Below are 16,329 nucleotides of genomic sequence, written 5' to 3'. Positions count from 1 at the left end.
ACACGTCAAGTTTTGTCGTATCCAGCCTCTATTTTTGCTTTAGAAAATTTTCTAAGGGAAATTACTATTAATACCAAAAAATGAAAAATGGCAACAAAACAAATTGAAGATCCAAACACAAGAGAATTAATAAGCTTGCTTCCGTTAGCAACTGTACCTGCTTATATTGACAATATTATATATTTTAGCGGCACACCTCAAGATCCTTATCCATATTACAGAAGATACATAGAAAATTATATAGACATCAGATGGTTTGGAGCCAAAGGAAATGATCCGGTTGCTGATTCAAGTGCATTTGAAAAAGCCATAAACTTCTGCAAAACCTCAGAACATACAATACTACTAATACCGGAAGGCTATACTTTTGATTTGAATAACAAAACATTTGATATTGGAGAAATTTCATTACGTTTCACTGGAGGAATCATTAAAAATGCAACTTTAAATGGTAACGGTCCAAGCATCTACTCACCCACATCATGGATCGATGCCGGATGCTATCAGATTTTTGAAAATATAACTTTAACAAATAACTGGGCATCCGCAAGTGGTACGGTATGGGCAGATTGGTACGGTTCTATTGCCGATGATTATAATTCAGTAGATTTAAAAACTTCTGTAGATGCCCTTAATAAAGTATTTCAAACTGTAACACTGAATGAAGGAAAATATTATTCTAATGAATGTAATATTAAAGTCAATAGCTTAATCGGTCAGGGAATTCATAAAACAATTATTGACTTCAGACCTCAGAAAAACGGTGACTATGGTTTACTCATTGGTAATAAAGGAGGTGATACTAGCCAAAGAACAAATTACAATGTAGTTTCCAACTTGGTTGTAGGTATTGGCAGCCAAACAAAAGATTTAAAAGCAACTGCAGGAATAGTTCTGGGCGCTACACACAAACCTCTTATAGAAAATGTTAAAATTCAGAATTCGGCAGATTTTGAATCCGCAGATACATTAATTGATTTTAATGCAAATATTGAAAGCAAACATCAAGATTTAAATTGTGCTTTATTAATAGACGGACTGGGAGAGCTGGCAACCATTAATAATTTAATGACATCATCACAAGTTGGAATTCTGTACAAAACATCTTTTGATTTCATCAATTTCAACAACTATACCCACTGGGGGTATGACTTTGGTTTCTGCACCGTATTTGTAGGTTCCCAGTCAGGATCTAATATGACATTTACAGGAAGCCAGAGCTGGGCTAAAGGTTTATATGGCTTCTATGCCCTTCCGTCCAATGAAGAAGCTAATTTTACAAACTGGGTTATTGAAAACTTAAGAATAGAGCAGCTCAGTACATTTGAAGATTCTGAAACAGGAAAATATATTGGAGCCAGTTTTTACATGGGTGATCAGATGTGGCTTAATAACTTCATTATAAGAAATACAATGCTGGCAGGAACTTCCAATGGTATTATCCTCAACAATACTAAAACTGGTTTTATCGAATTGGATAATATAAAGCAATTACATAACCAACATGCAAAAACCGCTCTTCAGGTTAAATTTCTTCCTGTTTCCATTAGCTGTGTCAATTTAAAAAATGTACAAATAGACGGAACATTCGAGCTCCTAAATTCAGTATTCATTGAAGACGATTACAGTCTGATGGATGAAACAAGAAACGGTATTTCCGGTAAAATTTTAAATAAGAGAAATTGTGTAAAATCTGTTGTAAATGAGAATATCATTTATAAGCAAAAAGAAGTCATTTTAAAAGATAATGCAAATTATCTTACTATTGTTAATAGCAATCCATCTAAATGGTCTGCCAATCAGAAATGTAAAAAAATTGATATTTCCGTGATTGGTACCAATACTGCTTCTTTTATAAAATTCTATTATTTTAAAAATAAAACATTCAGAATTGTGGAAGTTTCTAAAGATTCAGCGAACCACGATGAAATTCTCGTCACTCCAACCGCTACTTCTGGTAAATTCAATGTTTTAGTGTCAGACGACCTGTTTCTTTTTAACCGTTTTAATGAAGATGTACAAGTATTTATTGATCATGAAGATCTGGTACTCTAAATTAAATCAATTCGGAAGTTCTTTTAAATTTACTTCTGATCAAAATCAATAGATATAAAAAATCCTTTAATTCAAAAGAATTAAAGGATTTTATTTTGCGATCCGGACGGGACTCGAACCCGCGACCTCCGCCGTGACAGGGCGGCATTCTAACCAGCTGAACTACCGGATCAATTTTTTTAAAAGAAATTGAGAAAACTTCTGCGATCCGGACGGGACTCGAACCCGCGACCTCCGCCGTGACAGGGCGGCATTCTAACCAGCTGAACTACCGGATCAATTTTTTTAAAAAGAAATTGAGAAAACTTCTGCGATCCGGACGGGACTCGAACCCGCGACCTCCGCCGTGACAGGGCGGCATTCTAACCAGCTGAACTACCGGATCAATTTTTTAAAAAGTAATTGAAAAAACTTTATGCGATCCGGACGGGACTCGAACCCGCGACCTCCGCCGTGACAGGGCGGCATTCTAACCAGCTGAACTACCGGATCATTTTTTTGTGAAAGAACGTCGTTTCTTTTTCGTGGTTGCAAAATTACACCTTTTTTTATTACCTGCAAATTATTTTCAAAAAAAATGCCTCCCAATCGTGGAAGGCATTCATTATCAAACTTATTTTTTTATAAGTGAGCGCTTAATTTTTCAGCGATTACCTCTTTTGGAGCTACACCTACTAATTTATCTACTACTTCTCCGTTCTTAAAAATAAGAACTGTAGGAATATTTCTGATACCATACTGCATTGAAATCTCCTGGTTGTTGTCTACATCTACTTTTCCTACTACTGCTTTCCCTTCAAAGTCTGATGCTACTTCTTCGATGATTGGTCCTAACGTTCTGCAAGGTCCACACCATACTGCCCAGAAGTCAACTAATACCGGTTTATCTGATTTTAAAACCGTATCCTGGAATGAGCTGTCTGTAATTTCTAAAGCCATTTTTTGTTTCTTTTATTTTAATTAATATTATTTTCTCGTTTTAACTATTGAGTGTTCAAAATTACAATTTTTACATCATAAGACTATCTATGCTCAACATTAGTTTTTTCTATAGCAAAATCCTTAGAGATCTCTTTTAACGCATCTACCAACGCATCAATATCTGCCTTAGTGGTCATATGACTAAAAGAGATACGTAATGGCGTACAATGATCCATTTCGTCCTCAGAAAGAACCATCATCATTACCATAGAAGGCTTGGATGCTCCGGAAGAACATGCGCTTCCCTGAGAAATCGCAATTCCTTTCATATCCAGCTGAAGTCCGATTAATGGGTTTTTATAAGGCAATAAAGCACTTAAAACTGTATAAAGACTATTTTCCTTCTCTGCACTTCTTCCATTGAATTTTATTCCTTCAATTTCCGCAGAAAGCCTTTCAATAGCATAATTTTTAATTTCCTGCATATGGTTGGTATATTCATCCATATGATTCAAAGAAAGTTCTAATGCTTTTCCAAGTCCTACAATACCACTAACATTCTCTGTTCCGGCTCTCAGACTTCTTTCTTGAGGACCTCCCGTAATAATTCCTTTTAAACCAGTTGCTTTTCTGATGAAGGCAAAACCAGAACCTTTCGGTCCGTGAAATTTATGAGCGCTGCATGAAGCGAAATCCACCGGAATATCTGATAAATCAAGGTTCATATGTGCCATTGTCTGCACTGTATCTGAGTGGAAAAGTGCGTTGTGCTCTTTGCAAAGTTCTGCCACTTTTTTAAGATCAATAATATTTCCGATCTCGTTATTAGCGTGCATTAAACTTACTAAGGTCTTTTTATCTGAAGATTTTAATAATTCTTCTAATTTATTAAGATCAATATCTCCTTTTTCATTTGGACGGATGTAGTTTACTTCTACTCCTTTTCTGCTTTTCATATCCAAAATACTCTCGGAAACGCATTTATGTTCCAAAGGAGAACTGATGATCCTTTCCACCCCAAGATGTTCTACTGAGGATTTGATGATCATGTTGTTTGATTCTGTACCACAGGAAGTGAAAATGATTTCAGCAGGAGTTACATGAAGATAGTCTGCAACCTGTCTTCTTACATTTTCAATAAGGATTTTGGCTTCCTGTCCAAAGCTGTGAGTTGAAGACGGGTTTCCGAAGTTCATCTTCATCGTTCCAACCATTGCATCTATTACTTCATCTGCAAGCGGAGTGGTTGCGGCATTATCTAAATATATTTTATCCATTATTATTTTGAATATTTTAATTGTACGGAGGTAAACTGGTAGTTTGCAGGAACAGCAAAGATAAACCAAGGACTTGAAAGTACCTGAATTTCCATTCCGCCGGAAATTGATTCCTTATTCGGAACTTCTACAAAAAGGACATTATCCTTTACAAATACATTTTTAATTTCATTGATTGCATGACTTCCTGATCTGAAGCTTCCCAGATTGTACAAAATGACTTTCTTGTCTTTTGGAAATTTCGGGTAATTATCTGCCGGACTTTTTCCTTCTTCTACAAGCTGAAAACCACTATTGGCAGCGGCAAGATATTCTTTTTCATCTTTAATGATTCTAAAACCATTTTCATTAGCTCCTCCCTGATTTTGAGACACAAGAAGTTCTGCATTTTTCTGCATATCCGATGATTTTTGAGATGATGATGTACTTGCACAGCTCATTAAGATTGCTGCACAGGCAAATAGCAGGCTTTTCATTTTCTACAATTTTATCACCCAAAATTAGTGAAAAAATTGATAATGTCCCTCATTTGCCCATCTCAACATTGGCTTATCTCCGGAAGTATCACCAAAAGCAATAATTTTATCGTATTTAGAATCGTTGATTTCTTCTTTTATTCGTACTAATTTCTCCTTTCCGTTACAGTTTTTCCCAATAAAGTTTCCTGTAAAAACCCCGTTTTTAAACTCTGCACGCGTAGAAACAAGCTGCATGTTCAGTTCTTTGGCAAATGGTTTTACCCAGATATCCAGTGAAGCGGTCACTAATAAGCTCTGTGTATTATTCCTATCGATATTTTGAATAAAGTCCAATGCATTTTCTCTTACAATTCTTGGGTAATGAAGTTCAAAGAATTGTCTGGATTTTGTCTCTATTTTTTCTTGAGTCTGTCCTTTTAATATAGAACCTATAAAGCTTTTCTTTACTTTTTCCGCTTCTGCCAGCTTTAGTTTCAGAAGAATAAAAAGTGGCACATGCTTTAAAAATTGTACCCGATATTTCGTAGAATCGTAGAATTTAAGATACATAAACATAGTATCTTTATACGTCAGGGTTCCGTCAAAATCAAAACAATACAATTTTTTCATTTTTTTAAAGCTTTAATTTTTTAAATATAAATTCAGGAATATTTCTGATAATCATCATAATAATACTCCAGATCGGCAAAACGTACGCTACGTTCTTCTGCTTTTTAAATGCTTTATAAATACAAGCTGCCGCTTGTTTTGGAGTAGCTGTCAATTTAGGATTTAAAGGTAAGCCTTCCGTCATTTTGGTAGCCATGAACCCTGGTTTCACTGTCAGAACATGTACTTTTTTACTGAAAAGATAATTTCTAAGCCCACTTAAATACGCTGTAAAAGCAGCTTTGGCACTACCGTAAATAAAGTTACTCTGTCTACCTCTGTCTCCTGCTACCGATGAAAGTCCAATGATCGTTCCTGATCTTCTGCTTTCAAATTTATGGGCAAAATAATTCATTACCGGAACCAACTTTGAATAATTGATATTAATAATACGCTCTGTATTCTTATTATCATAAAGCCCTTCTTCCGTTCCTTCACCTAAATATCCTACGGCACAAAATAATACATTTGAATTGATATAATCAAATTTGTTGTAATCAATCTCTTTCATCAGATCCAGTTCAATGACTTCAGACTGCTGTAAAAACTTTACATCAATATGTCTTGCAAACCTTTCTGTTGTTTCTTTATTTGAGGTAAAAAGATAGATTTTTTCAAATTTTTCTCCTTCCTGAAGTGCTTTTTCCACAAATGCCTGTGCTACTTCAGATGTACTTCCCAGAACTATCATTATGAGTTGTTATTTAAAATTCTTTTGTGCTGTAAAGACACAAATTTAGGACTACGAATATTTTTCAGGTAATTGGTGAGTGAAGATCGGCTCATGCTGTCTTTCGTCAGATAAATTCTTCCTCCGAATTCCTGTACAATACCATCAAGCTCATCTACAAGTTTTTTAAGCTTTGAATTCACTTTAAAATCAAGTGCCAATGTATATCCTTCTACAGGGAAAGAGTTGTAAGCCTCTGGATTATTTTTCCCGAAAAGTTTTAAAACAGCTAAGAAAGAACCGTTTCCACTTTTTGCAATCGTTTCAAGGATTCTCTTCATTCCTTCTTTTCCTGCTTCTTTAGGAATCACCATCTGATATTGTATAAAACCTGATTTTCCATAGATTTTATTCCATTCATTGATGGCATCCAAAGGATAGAAGAAGGTCTCATAATCTATGAAGTTTTTCACTTCCTTTTTGGATTGCTTTTTATAATACAGCCAGTTGAATATTTTCACAGTCAATGCATTCAATACAAATCCCGGAAAATAGAAAGGCACTGTTGGCTGTAATTTTTTCTTTAATCTTAAAGGAGTTTTAGATAAATTTTGAGGCAGCTCATGTTGAAAAGCGTGTTCTCCTCTCATCAGAATACTTCTTCCAATATTTTTCCCTTTTTGAAGACAATCAATCCATGCTACAGTATACGTCCAGCTTTCACTTTCATCAAAAAGTTTAAAAATTTCATCAAGATTATCTGCTTTTATGCTTTCCTGACGGATGTATGCAGATTCTATATTTTTCAGCTTAAATTTTGCAGTAAGAATAATTCCAGTAAGTCCCATCCCACCAATAGTAGCCCAGAACTTTTCTGAATTTTCTTCTCTTGAACAGTTAATAATCTCACCGTTTTCAGTCATTAATTTAAACTCAATTACATATTCTGAAAAGCAACCTTCTGCATGGTGATTTTTACCGTGTACATCGGATGCAATAGCTCCTCCTACTGAAACAAATTTTGTTCCCGGAGTTACATAAAGAAAGTATCCCTGAGGAACTGATATTTCAAGAACGTCTGAAAGCAATACTCCGGATTCACATTCGATGATTCCGTTCAGGCGATCAAAACTGATGAATTTATTTAATTTTTTGGTAGAAAATATGGTTTCTCCCAATGAGGCATCTCCATAGCATCTTCCGTTTCCTCTTGCAATAACCTCATTGTGATTCAGTACAAACTCCTTTATTTTTTTGAAGCTGTCTTCAGATCTCATTTCTTTTTCCACTACCGGGAAATTCCCCCAGTTTGTAACCTTCTGTGTGAAATTTGGCTTCATTTCTTAAAGTAAATTTGAATTAAAAATGCGGCAACCCAAAGTAATAGAGTAACCTGAATATAGCGGTCTCTGTAAACAATTTTTGTGGGAGATTCCGTTCTGTTATAAACTAAAGTTTGCTGTAAATATCTTAAAAGAGCGAAGACTACGAAAACTACGGTATAGAAAACTCTTTGATGAAATCTTGCTTGCACTTCAGGAGATAGGGTAAACATCAGATAACACACGATAGCTAATGTTATGGAAATAGAAAGCGCGATATCCGCAAACTGAACATTATAACCGTCCAGCGCCTTTCTTGTCTTTCCTGAAACCTGAGCGTTAATAAGTTCTCCTCTTCTTTTTCCAATTGCAAGTACCAATGCCAATACAAACGTCAACAGGATTGCCCATTGTGAAATCCCGATTCCCGTGATATAACCACCTGCTAAAACACGCAAAACAAATCCAATGGCAATAATAAAAATATCAATGATCGGAACATGCTTCAATCTGAAAGTATAAGCAAGGTTCATCACAACATAAAATGCAATGATGGTTGCAAATTTCCATAGCAGCTGATGGAAATAAAGCTGAGCAATACCTACAAGAGCAATATCAGCAATGACAAGCCCAATAAGAATTCCTATGGCTTTGGATTTTGAAATAGCACCACTTGCCAGCGGTCGTCTTCTTTTTTCGGGATGCTTTTTGTCTGCTTCAATATCGTTATAATCATTTAGAATATAAACTATACTTGCAGCCAGTGAAAAGATGATAAAAGCAAATACACTTTTGGTAAGCAGCTCCAGATTCGTAATATTTCCGGAGAAAAAGAGAGGGACAAATACAAAAAGGTTTTTCACCCATTGCTCCACACGGAGCAGCTTTAAATATTTCTTCATTTATGTTATTTCAAATACAAAAATAATAAATTCAAAATTGCCAGCATAAAAATACAAAAAAAACCGCCGAAGCGGTCTCTTACGAAAATATTTATATGTTAAATTAACTATTGCCCTTGCTTAGCATCGTTAATCATTTTTTCATTGGCAGTAATTGCAAACTCTACTCTTCTGTTTTTAGCTCTTCCTTCATCTGTATCATTGCTTGCAACTGGCATGTTTTTACCTTCACCTTTAGTGAACATTCTGCTTCCTGCCAATCCTTTTCCTACTAAATAAGCTTTTACAGCATCAGCTCTTCTTTGAGAAAGCCCCATATTGTATGCATCTTTACCTACACTGTCTGTGTGACCATAGATATTGATATTAGTATCTGGATTATCAACTAATACTTTAGCTAATTTATCTAAGTTATTTTGAGCAACAGAAGTAAGGTTTGAAGAATCGAAAGCGAAGTTTACAATACTTTCGTTCATTGTAACCTTAATACCATCTCCTACTCTTTCTACCTGAGCTCCTGGTAAAGTTTCTTTGATATCTCTAGCCTGCTTATCCATTTTGTTACCGATAACGTTACCTGCAACACCACCGATAATACCTCCTAGAACAGCACCAATTGCTCCATTTCCACCTTTACCTACATTGTTACCTAAGATTCCTCCTAATACGGCTCCTGATGCAGCACCTACAGCAGTACCTCTTTGTTGGTGATTTGAATTCTGAACCGCTTCACAGCTTGTCAATAATAATGCTGATGACAAGAAAAGGGCTCCTACGTATGTTTTAGTAAATTTCATTTTTTTTATCTTTTATGTTATTTAATTATTTCATTCCGGTTCTCTCGAAGTTGTAAACAACTTTTACACTACCTCCTTCGAATGGAACGTCCTGCTGAAGTGAAAACTGATCTGTAGTTTGGTTAACTACTGTTAAAGTATACCCTGCAGTATTTTGTTTAGCTTTAGTACCTTCATAAATTTTCTTAAACATAAATGTATCACCATTCTTGATTTCAAACTTGATAGGCTGTGTAATCGCCGGGCAGCTTCCACCACCATTCAGCGTATAAGCACCAGTCCAGTTATTAGGGATCAGTCTCCAGTGGCTTCCTACGAAACACTGTGCATCTGCACCTTCGTCAAAAGGTTTAATTTTATACCCTTTATCGTAATCTACGCTCACGATCTGCCAATCTCCTTTTAATTTAAGAAATTCAGCTCTTTGATTTTGAGATGTAGCTGCTTTATTCACAGAGGAACAAGACACTGCAAAAAGTGATGTTCCCAACATCCCTGCAAGTAGTAACTTTTTCATTTTGTTGTTTATTATTTTGTTACAATAAAGTTACAAAAAACCGTGCCAAAATTGAATTTAAAAAATAAAAAAATCCGAAAAATTTCGGACTTTTTTATTACGTGTTTAAAAATGAATAGCTTAACAGTTTTTAAGAAGATAACTCTACTTTGTTACTTCATTTTTAACTATTAATGTTCAAAAACTCTCCATTAATAAAATGTAAATTATAAACATTTATGAATAATTATTTTTTAACAGCTTTAGCTTTGATTGTTTTCTTAGCCGCTGGCGCTTTTGTACCGTTATAAAAGTTATTGTATGCGTATTCCGCAGCTTTTTTAACGTCTATTACCCCTCCAGCTGCAGAGAAATCACTAAAGCCATTCGCTGTACTCAGGTTGCTTGATTTTTTCAATGATTCTATAATCTGATCCGGTTTCAGGTTTGGCATATAAGCTAAAAGAATTGCTGCTGCTCCTGATACAACCGGAGACGCCATGGATGTTCCGTCCAGATATTCATATTTGCTTCCTGTAACAGTAGAATAAATTCTTGATCCAGGTGCAAAAACATCTACCATTTTCTTATTGAAGTTCGAGAAATCTGCTCTTAAAGCATTATTCTGATTGGTACTTGCTCCTACTACGATCACGTTATTTACAAATGGTTTTTCATCTGTAACATTTTTAAAGTTGGTAGGATATGCTAAATGTTCTGCAACATCTTCATTTTCATTACCTGCAGCTTTCACTAAAAGAACACCTTTATCCTCAGCGTATTTAAAAGCATCCCAAACTACATTTTTACCTGGAGAAACGGGCTTACCAAAACTCATGTTAAGAATCTTCGCTCCGTTATCTACAGCATATCTGATAGCGTTTGCTACATCTTTATCTCTCTCATCACCATTAGGAACAGCTCTTACGGTCATGATTTTTGCTACTCTGGAAGCTACACCATGTTGTATTTCTTTTCCTTGAGGAAGTCCTGCAATGATTCCTGAAACGTGTGTTCCATGTTCTGCATCCGGTCCTTCATAGTGGTTGTTTCCATAATTTTTCTCCGAATAATCATCATAGTTATCACCTACAATTTCTTTTCTCGGATCATATGAAAGATCGTATTGTTTTGCTGAAGGTGCATAATGATCTAAAGCATCCTTCATATCTTTCTTCATTAAGGTTTCAAATTCTGCAGCAGATTTTCCTTTAAAATTAGCGTCTTGAGAAACATTTCCTAAGATTTCCAGAGCAATTGCATCTCTTTGATCAGTAGGCTTTTTAATGGCTGCGATATTTTCAGCGGTTACAGATTTCCCTGCTAACATTTTAACCATATTCGGGATCAGTTCATTGACCATAGAATATGTTCTGAAGTTTTGTTGTGCATCAATACTTTTCTTTGTGAAAAGATCTTTCGCTTTCATATACATCGCAAACTCTTCCGGCATTTTTGCCTGATTTGCTTTATTTTTTGTAGAATCATCTCCTTCAAAAACAGATTTATATTTAGCAACCACTCTTGTCACTTCCATATTATCGATGTCGATATCTCCATTTTTTCCTCCAATGAAGTTCCAACCGTGGATATCATCAATATATCCGTTTCCGTCATCATCTTTCCCGTTTCCTGGTATTTCGTTAGGGTTTGACCACATATTTTTCACCAATCCCGGGTGATCTACCTGTACTCCACTATCTAAAACTCCTACGATTACCGTTTTCGGCTTTAAACCTTTTGATTCCAGATATTTATATGCATTTTCTGTATTTACACCGTATACTTTTGAAGTCGCAAAATCTTTGTGATACCACATCATAAGATCTTTATCTTCTTTTGGATCAATACTTTTAGCTTTTGATTCCTGTGCAAATGAGAAACCGAAACCTGCTAAAAAAACTGCAGCTAATAATACCTTTTTCATATGTTGAAATTTGTTTTAAAGTCATATGCAATCGTCATCTGTCTTATTCATTATGAAGTTTTACCAGTGACGATCTTATATTAATGTTTTATATTTTTTATGTAAACAAGTGATTCCGGACCTTTGTTACAGATTAGGTCTAAAACCGATAAGTCTTCCAAAAATCCTAATTTATCCGAGAAAGTCTGATAATAACTTTCCATTTCAAATTCTGAAGGATGTTTTGCCGAGAACTTTTCTCTGAAATCAATCCCTTCCGGATTTTTGATATATTCTTCATTCAAAGAGTGTGCCTTTTCTGTTTTCAGTATTTGTTGGATGACTTCGATACCTTTAAGGTTAAAATCTAAAAGATACTTTTCTTTTAAATCAAAAATCTTTTTGAACTTATCTTCATAGTATTCAAAGTAAGGCGAGCTCTGGTAAGCTGTTTTGATTGATTTCCAATGAAGACCTCTCCAATCTTCTCTATAAGAAATTTCAATATCCTTCATTTCTCTTTTCCCATTGTGATTAATTGGAATAATAAGAGATAATTTTCCGTTTGCCCCAAAGATATTGGCTCTGTTTCTATAGGTTTGTTTCGGAAAGTTTTCAAACTGTTCAAATACAACGTCATTTTCAGCATCTAAAAACACTGAAAACCATGAAACCGGTGGCATATAAAATACCGGCAATAAAACATTCTTCATATTCATAATGCAAAAATGAAGTATTTTTTCAAATACTTCATTCTATTTTAAATTTAATTTTATTTATAATTCGTCTTCAGACTTTTTCTTTTTGAATAATTTCACAAAATATTCCCAACCGAAGAATAATATTAAAATCATCGCTGCAATCCACCAGTATGAAGTTTTATTGGCTTCTCCTGTGTTTGTTGCTTTAAACATTCTATCCCAACGGATTTTGAATGGAGCCTGATAAGTAGAGCTGCTGTCTGCAAAGGCTCCCTGAAGACTCATCCATGTAAACATTGGTTTTCCAACGATATTTTCTTCAGGAACGAAGCCAAAGAATCTAGCATCTAATGAAGCATCTCTGTTATCCCCCACCATCATATAATAATCCTGTTGAATAGTATACTGGTTAGCTTCTTTTCCATTGATAAAGATTTTTCCATTCTTTTTCTCTAAGCTATTGTGCTCATATTCTGAAATAATCCACTGATACATTGGAAGAGATTCATTATTGATCGCAACTACATCTCCTTTTTTCGGAATTCTTACCGGACCGTACCAGTCACCGTTCCAAGGTTTATTAACAGGGAAAATAGATTGGGTTGTATCAATTTTAGTTCTTAGATCATCTTTGTAAGCAATAGCTGCTTCTCCTTTTGGAGAAACGTCTTCTTTCATTTCGATAACCTGAGAAAGACCTTTAATTTCAGCGGCAGTTTTATCAGTTAATCCCTGGAAGGCATACAAATATCCTTTATCAGTCTGAATTTCCTGCACTGGTAAAAATCCATAAGTATTATACAATGAAGGGATATCCAACTGGCTTCCTGTTGTTACAATATATCTGTGTTGTACTTCCTGATCTCCTAAAACTGTCTCCGGCTTTCCGTTCACAAAAAGTCTTCCGGCTCTCATTTCGAAAGTATCACCAGCTGTGGCAACACATCTTTTTACGTAAGGATCTTTTCTGTCGATTGCTGTATGAACTGAATCCTGAGGATAGTTGAAAACAACGACGTCATTTTTTTGTGGTTTATTGAATTGTAAAATTCTCGTGTAAGGTAACTTTACTCCATCTACATAAGACTTTGGGTCATCTTTTGGATTTCCTTTCTGTCCTGTATCCATAATGGTTCCCTGAAGGAAAGGTATTGCTACCGGACGCATTGGAAGTCTGTATCCATAGCTCCATTTGTTTACGAAAAGGAAATCTCCTACCAATAATGTTCTTTCCATAGACCCCGTAGGAATCCCGAATGGCTGTGTTACAAAAACATGGATAATAGTTGCAAAAACTACTGCAAAGGTAATGGAACCGAGGAAAGTATCTTTCTTTTTTGCATCTTTCTCTTCATCTGTAAGAAACAAATCATTTGCATTTTCGTCTTCAATTTCTACATCTTTAGAATAGTTGACTGTTGCCATATAAATGAATGGCAGAATTACTGTAAGAATTTGATCTTTGAAAAGGTTCTTTCCAAACTTTTTCATTAAATAAAGATGGAAAACAGACATCATGATAGGTCCTACAATCGGAAAATACGAAAGGATTGCCCACCATTTCGGGTGTTTTGTTTCTTTTAAAATAATAAAATAGTTGTAGAACGGTATAAATGCAAATAGAGGATTATACCCCATTTTCTTGAACAACTTCCAAGTTGAAATTCCCATCAATACGGATAAGATGAGAACATACACTGTATAAGTTAAAATATAATTCATAAATTTTTTGTGCCTATTCTAAATATATAAATGATAAATGATGAGTAATAAATGATTCCAGCGTTCTGCTATCTACAATTTACTATTCATCATTTTCTGTTATTGGTCTGCAATTTACAGAATTTGTTACAAATTAAAGCCCCAAAACATCTTTCATTCCGAAGTTTCCTTTTTTATCTTTGATCCACTCAGCAGCTACTACTGCTCCTAAAGCAAATCCATTTCGGTTGAAAGCGGTATGTTTGATCTCAATCTCATCTACTTCACTTTTGTAGAAAACACTGTGGGTTCCCGGAACTTCATCTTCACGAACTGCGAAAATACCAAGTTCTTTCCCTTCAGTTTCTTCTAATTTCCATGCATCGAATTTAGGATTGTTATTAATGATACCTTCTGCTATGGAAATTGCGGTTCCGCTTGGAGCATCTTTTTTATGAATGTGGTGAATTTCTTCCAATTGGCAAGAGTATTCATCTACGTTTTTCATAAGGTCGGCTAGCTTTTCGTTTAATGCAAAAAATAAATTCACTCCTAAGCTAAAGTTTGAACCATACAAGAATGCTGTACCATTTTCTACAGCTAATTTTTCTATTTCTTCTTTTTTCTCCAACCAACCTGTAGTACCACAGATTACGGGGATTTTGTTTTCAAGACAAGCCTTGATGTTATCATATGCCACTTCCGGCAATGAAAATTCGATTACAACATCAGGATTATTAAGATTCTCAGCAGTTGGGGTTTCCTTTAAGCGTGCCACAACTTCATGTCCTCTCTTCTGTGCAATCTCATCAATGATCTTACCCATTTTACCGTAACCAACTAATGCTATTTTCATGTAATCTTTTTTATTTTTATGTGACATAAGACCTTTCGGACTTGTGTATTATTCTGTATTAAAATCTATAACTTAAACTAAATCCTGTTTTCGGAGCGTCATATCCATACTGATCCTGAATCATCGATGGTTTAAAGGTAAGATCAGGGTCATGACGGCTTTCATAAAGGTGTGCATCTACTACAGCATCTACAATATTCAAGATGTAGATCAATCCTGTAATGGCAATGGCATAATCTCTTTGTCTTTTTGATCTGTCCTGTGCATTCCCCAAAGCTTTTTTATCTAACCACGGATGGCTGTCTACGAATTCATTAGGTGTTCCGTTCAGCTTGGCAATATAGTATTCACGGTACTTTTTGTATTGGTTATCATTCCATACGGCAATACCTACCCCAACACCTACAGCTCCCCAAACAATGGGAATCTTCCAGTATTTTTTATTATAAAACTGTCCTAATCCAGGAAATACTGCTGAATACAGCCCAGCTCTTGTAGGGTTTAGTTTTATGGTTTTCTTGGTAGGACCATTGGCTTTTTCCAAGTCGGAAATGATCTTTGATTCTGTTTTTCCTGGTTTTACAGCAGGATATTCCTCTTTCGGAGTTGTTTCTACCCGAACTGTATCAATAGGTGCAACTTGTGAATAGACCAATGCCGTGATACACAAGAAAAATGTGAAAAATATTTTCTTCATTTATTTAATATGGGATAAAATATATTCCAGCTCTTCTTCATTTTTGAAGTCCAGAACAATTTTACCTTTTTTACCGTTTCCAGAAGTTTTGATTTCTACTTTCACATCCAGGATGTCAGCAATCGTCTTCTGTGCTCTTTTATAATTGTTAGATAGCTCGGCGTTTACTTTTTTGGCAGCCGGGGACTTTGGATTTTTCAATGCAGCGGCAGCTTGTTCAGCCTGACGAACATTTAGTTTTTCCTTGATAATCAATTCAAATAAAACCTGCTGATGTTCTTCACTTTCTATACTGATAATTGCTCTACCATGTCCTGCAGAGATCTCACCGCTTCTGATTGCATTCTGAATATCTGGATTTAGCCTTAATAATCTAATTGAGTTGGTAATCGTACTTCTGTCTTTCCCTACTCTCTGGCTAAGATTTTCCTGAGTAAGCCCGATTTCTTCTAAAAGCCTGTGATATGTCAAAGCGATTTCGATAGCATCAAGGTCTTCTCTCTGAATGTTTTCAACAAGAGCCATCTCAAGAAGTTCCTGATCATTCACCAAACGGATATATGCCGGAATAGCTGGTAAACCTGCAATTTTACTTGCTCTGTAACGTCTTTCCCCGGATATAATCTCAAACTTCTCGCCATCTTTCCTTAAGGTAATCGGCTGGATTACACCTAGGTTTTTAATAGACTGAGCAAGTTCGTTTAATGCTTTTTCATCAAAATAAGTTCTCGGCTGCGTCGGGTTTGGATAAATATCTTCAAGCGCAACTTCTACAATATTTCCCACAAACTTATCTGCTCCTTCATCAGTAGCTGAATTGATAGTTGCTTTGGATTCTGCACTTAAAATGGCGCCCAAACCGCGTCCCATAGCTCTTTTTTTGTCCTTCATAGATATAATT

Annotated in this window: 16 protein-coding genes and 4 tRNA genes; 1 reads left to right on the top strand and 19 read right to left on the bottom strand. The window is 35.4% G+C overall.

Translation table 11 applies throughout. The annotated features are described in order from the left end of the window. The first annotated feature begins 87 nt into the window (after nucleotides 1-87). Entirely contained in the window at nucleotides 88-2,055 is a 1,968-nt protein-coding gene (locus tag BBI01_RS04905; RefSeq protein WP_065393567.1) for a hypothetical protein, read from the top strand. Nucleotides 2,056-2,153: 98 nt separating this feature from the next. On the opposite strand, the gene BBI01_RS04900 is transcribed toward BBI01_RS04905, so the two are convergent. The 19 genes from BBI01_RS04900 to BBI01_RS04810 form a co-directional block, all read right to left on the bottom strand. Further along, a tRNA-Asp gene (locus BBI01_RS04900) sits at nucleotides 2,154-2,227 on the bottom strand. A gap of 32 nt (nucleotides 2,228-2,259) precedes the next feature. Next, a tRNA-Asp gene (locus tag BBI01_RS04895) sits at nucleotides 2,260-2,333 on the bottom strand. A 33-nt stretch (nucleotides 2,334-2,366) separates the two neighbouring features. Continuing rightward, nucleotides 2,367-2,440 (bottom strand) — tRNA-Asp (locus tag BBI01_RS04890). Between the two features lie 33 nt (nucleotides 2,441-2,473). Then, nucleotides 2,474-2,547 (bottom strand) — tRNA-Asp (locus tag BBI01_RS04885). A gap of 129 nt (nucleotides 2,548-2,676) precedes the next feature. Next, nucleotides 2,677-2,994, bottom strand: a complete 318-nt coding sequence (gene trxA, locus BBI01_RS04880) for a thioredoxin (RefSeq protein ID WP_027374941.1) — start codon at nucleotides 2,992-2,994, stop codon at nucleotides 2,677-2,679. Nucleotides 2,995-3,077: 83 nt separating this feature from the next. Then, complete coding sequence (locus BBI01_RS04875) at nucleotides 3,078-4,253, bottom strand: cysteine desulfurase family protein (RefSeq protein WP_065393566.1); 1,176 nt, start codon at nucleotides 4,251-4,253, stop codon at nucleotides 3,078-3,080. 2 nt (nucleotides 4,254-4,255) lie between these two features. Beyond that, a complete protein-coding gene (locus BBI01_RS04870; protein WP_065393565.1) occupies nucleotides 4,256-4,729 on the bottom strand; it encodes a hypothetical protein in 474 nt (157 codons plus the stop codon). Between the two features lie 24 nt (nucleotides 4,730-4,753). Then, on the bottom strand, nucleotides 4,754-5,341 hold the full coding sequence (locus tag BBI01_RS04865) for an HAD-IB family hydrolase (RefSeq protein ID WP_065393564.1): 588 nt from the start codon (nucleotides 5,339-5,341) through the stop codon (nucleotides 4,754-4,756). A 4-nt stretch (nucleotides 5,342-5,345) separates the two neighbouring features. Next, nucleotides 5,346-6,071 (bottom strand): SDR family NAD(P)-dependent oxidoreductase, encoded by a 726-nt coding sequence (locus BBI01_RS04860; RefSeq protein WP_065393563.1) that lies wholly within the window; start codon nucleotides 6,069-6,071, stop codon nucleotides 5,346-5,348. Further along, a complete protein-coding gene (locus BBI01_RS04855; protein ID WP_065393562.1) occupies nucleotides 6,071-7,390 on the bottom strand; it encodes an FAD-binding oxidoreductase in 1,320 nt (439 codons plus the stop codon). The genes BBI01_RS04860 and BBI01_RS04855 overlap by 1 nt, the downstream gene beginning before the upstream one ends. Then, on the bottom strand, nucleotides 7,387-8,274 hold the full coding sequence (locus BBI01_RS04850; RefSeq protein ID WP_065393561.1) for a decaprenyl-phosphate phosphoribosyltransferase: 888 nt from the start codon (nucleotides 8,272-8,274) through the stop codon (nucleotides 7,387-7,389). Before BBI01_RS04850 ends, BBI01_RS04855 begins: the two co-directional genes overlap by 4 nt. 107 nt (nucleotides 8,275-8,381) lie before the next feature. Beyond that, nucleotides 8,382-9,071: a YiaD family glycine zipper/OmpA-like lipoprotein gene (locus tag BBI01_RS04845; RefSeq protein WP_065393560.1), complete on the bottom strand. Its 690-nt coding sequence runs from the start codon at nucleotides 9,069-9,071 to the stop codon at nucleotides 8,382-8,384. Between the two features lie 25 nt (nucleotides 9,072-9,096). Next, nucleotides 9,097-9,588 (bottom strand): lipocalin family protein, encoded by a 492-nt coding sequence (locus tag BBI01_RS04840; protein ID WP_065393559.1) that lies wholly within the window; start codon nucleotides 9,586-9,588, stop codon nucleotides 9,097-9,099. A 226-nt stretch (nucleotides 9,589-9,814) separates the two neighbouring features. Then, the gene (locus BBI01_RS04835; RefSeq protein WP_065393558.1) at nucleotides 9,815-11,494 is read right to left on the bottom strand and encodes a S8 family serine peptidase; all 1,680 of its coding nucleotides are present in this window, start codon (nucleotides 11,492-11,494) and stop codon (nucleotides 9,815-9,817) included. A gap of 80 nt (nucleotides 11,495-11,574) precedes the next feature. Next, nucleotides 11,575-12,192, bottom strand: coding sequence for a WbqC family protein (locus BBI01_RS04830; protein ID WP_438830668.1), 618 nt, complete (start codon nucleotides 12,190-12,192; stop codon nucleotides 11,575-11,577). 57 nt (nucleotides 12,193-12,249) lie between these two features. After that, entirely contained in the window at nucleotides 12,250-13,896 is a 1,647-nt protein-coding gene (gene lepB / locus BBI01_RS04825; RefSeq protein WP_065393557.1) for a signal peptidase I, read from the bottom strand. Between the two features lie 133 nt (nucleotides 13,897-14,029). Further along, nucleotides 14,030-14,731, bottom strand: a complete 702-nt coding sequence (gene dapB / locus BBI01_RS04820; RefSeq protein WP_065394123.1) for a 4-hydroxy-tetrahydrodipicolinate reductase — start codon at nucleotides 14,729-14,731, stop codon at nucleotides 14,030-14,032. Between the two features lie 58 nt (nucleotides 14,732-14,789). Next, the gene (locus tag BBI01_RS04815) at nucleotides 14,790-15,428 is read right to left on the bottom strand and encodes a DUF5683 domain-containing protein (RefSeq protein WP_065393556.1); all 639 of its coding nucleotides are present in this window, start codon (nucleotides 15,426-15,428) and stop codon (nucleotides 14,790-14,792) included. Continuing rightward, nucleotides 15,429-16,319: a ParB/RepB/Spo0J family partition protein gene (locus BBI01_RS04810; protein WP_065393555.1), complete on the bottom strand. Its 891-nt coding sequence runs from the start codon at nucleotides 16,317-16,319 to the stop codon at nucleotides 15,429-15,431. Nucleotides 16,320-16,329 lie beyond the last annotated feature (10 nt).

It is taken from the genome of Chryseobacterium artocarpi (assembly GCF_001684975.1).
Lineage (GTDB): Bacteria > Bacteroidota > Bacteroidia > Flavobacteriales > Weeksellaceae > Chryseobacterium > Chryseobacterium artocarpi.
This window is presented reverse-complemented; position numbering and strand designations above follow the sequence as displayed.

Bases quoted from the DNA above. Each gene is read 5' to 3' on its own strand.
- BBI01_RS04855 (WP_065393562.1), bottom strand. From the start codon at position 7,390: ATGAAGCCAAATTTCACACAGAAGGTTACAAACTGGGGGAATTTCCCG.
- BBI01_RS04845 (WP_065393560.1), bottom strand. From the start codon at position 9,071: ATGAAATTTACTAAAACATACGTAGGAGCCCTTTTCTTGTCATCAGCA.
- BBI01_RS04815 (WP_065393556.1), bottom strand. From the start codon at position 15,428: ATGAAGAAAATATTTTTCACATTTTTCTTGTGTATCACGGCATTGGTC.
- BBI01_RS04860 (WP_065393563.1), bottom strand. From the start codon at position 6,071: ATGATAGTTCTGGGAAGTACATCTGAAGTAGCACAGGCATTTGTGGAA.
- BBI01_RS04875 (WP_065393566.1), bottom strand. From the start codon at position 4,253: ATGGATAAAATATATTTAGATAATGCCGCAACCACTCCGCTTGCAGAT.
- BBI01_RS04830 (WP_438830668.1), bottom strand. From the start codon at position 12,192: ATGAATATGAAGAATGTTTTATTGCCGGTATTTTATATGCCACCGGTT.
- BBI01_RS04905 (WP_065393567.1), top strand. From the start codon at position 88: ATGGCAACAAAACAAATTGAAGATCCAAACACAAGAGAATTAATAAGC.
- BBI01_RS04850 (WP_065393561.1), bottom strand. From the start codon at position 8,274: ATGAAGAAATATTTAAAGCTGCTCCGTGTGGAGCAATGGGTGAAAAAC.
- dapB (WP_065394123.1), bottom strand. From the start codon at position 14,731: ATGAAAATAGCATTAGTTGGTTACGGTAAAATGGGTAAGATCATTGAT.
- BBI01_RS04865 (WP_065393564.1), bottom strand. From the start codon at position 5,341: ATGAAAAAATTGTATTGTTTTGATTTTGACGGAACCCTGACGTATAAA.
- BBI01_RS04810 (WP_065393555.1), bottom strand. From the start codon at position 16,319: ATGAAGGACAAAAAAAGAGCTATGGGACGCGGTTTGGGCGCCATTTTA.
- BBI01_RS04870 (WP_065393565.1), bottom strand. From the start codon at position 4,729: ATGAAAAGCCTGCTATTTGCCTGTGCAGCAATCTTAATGAGCTGTGCA.
- trxA (WP_027374941.1), bottom strand. From the start codon at position 2,994: ATGGCTTTAGAAATTACAGACAGCTCATTCCAGGATACGGTTTTAAAA.
- BBI01_RS04835 (WP_065393558.1), bottom strand. From the start codon at position 11,494: ATGAAAAAGGTATTATTAGCTGCAGTTTTTTTAGCAGGTTTCGGTTTC.
- lepB (WP_065393557.1), bottom strand. From the start codon at position 13,896: ATGAATTATATTTTAACTTATACAGTGTATGTTCTCATCTTATCCGTA.
- BBI01_RS04840 (WP_065393559.1), bottom strand. From the start codon at position 9,588: ATGAAAAAGTTACTACTTGCAGGGATGTTGGGAACATCACTTTTTGCA.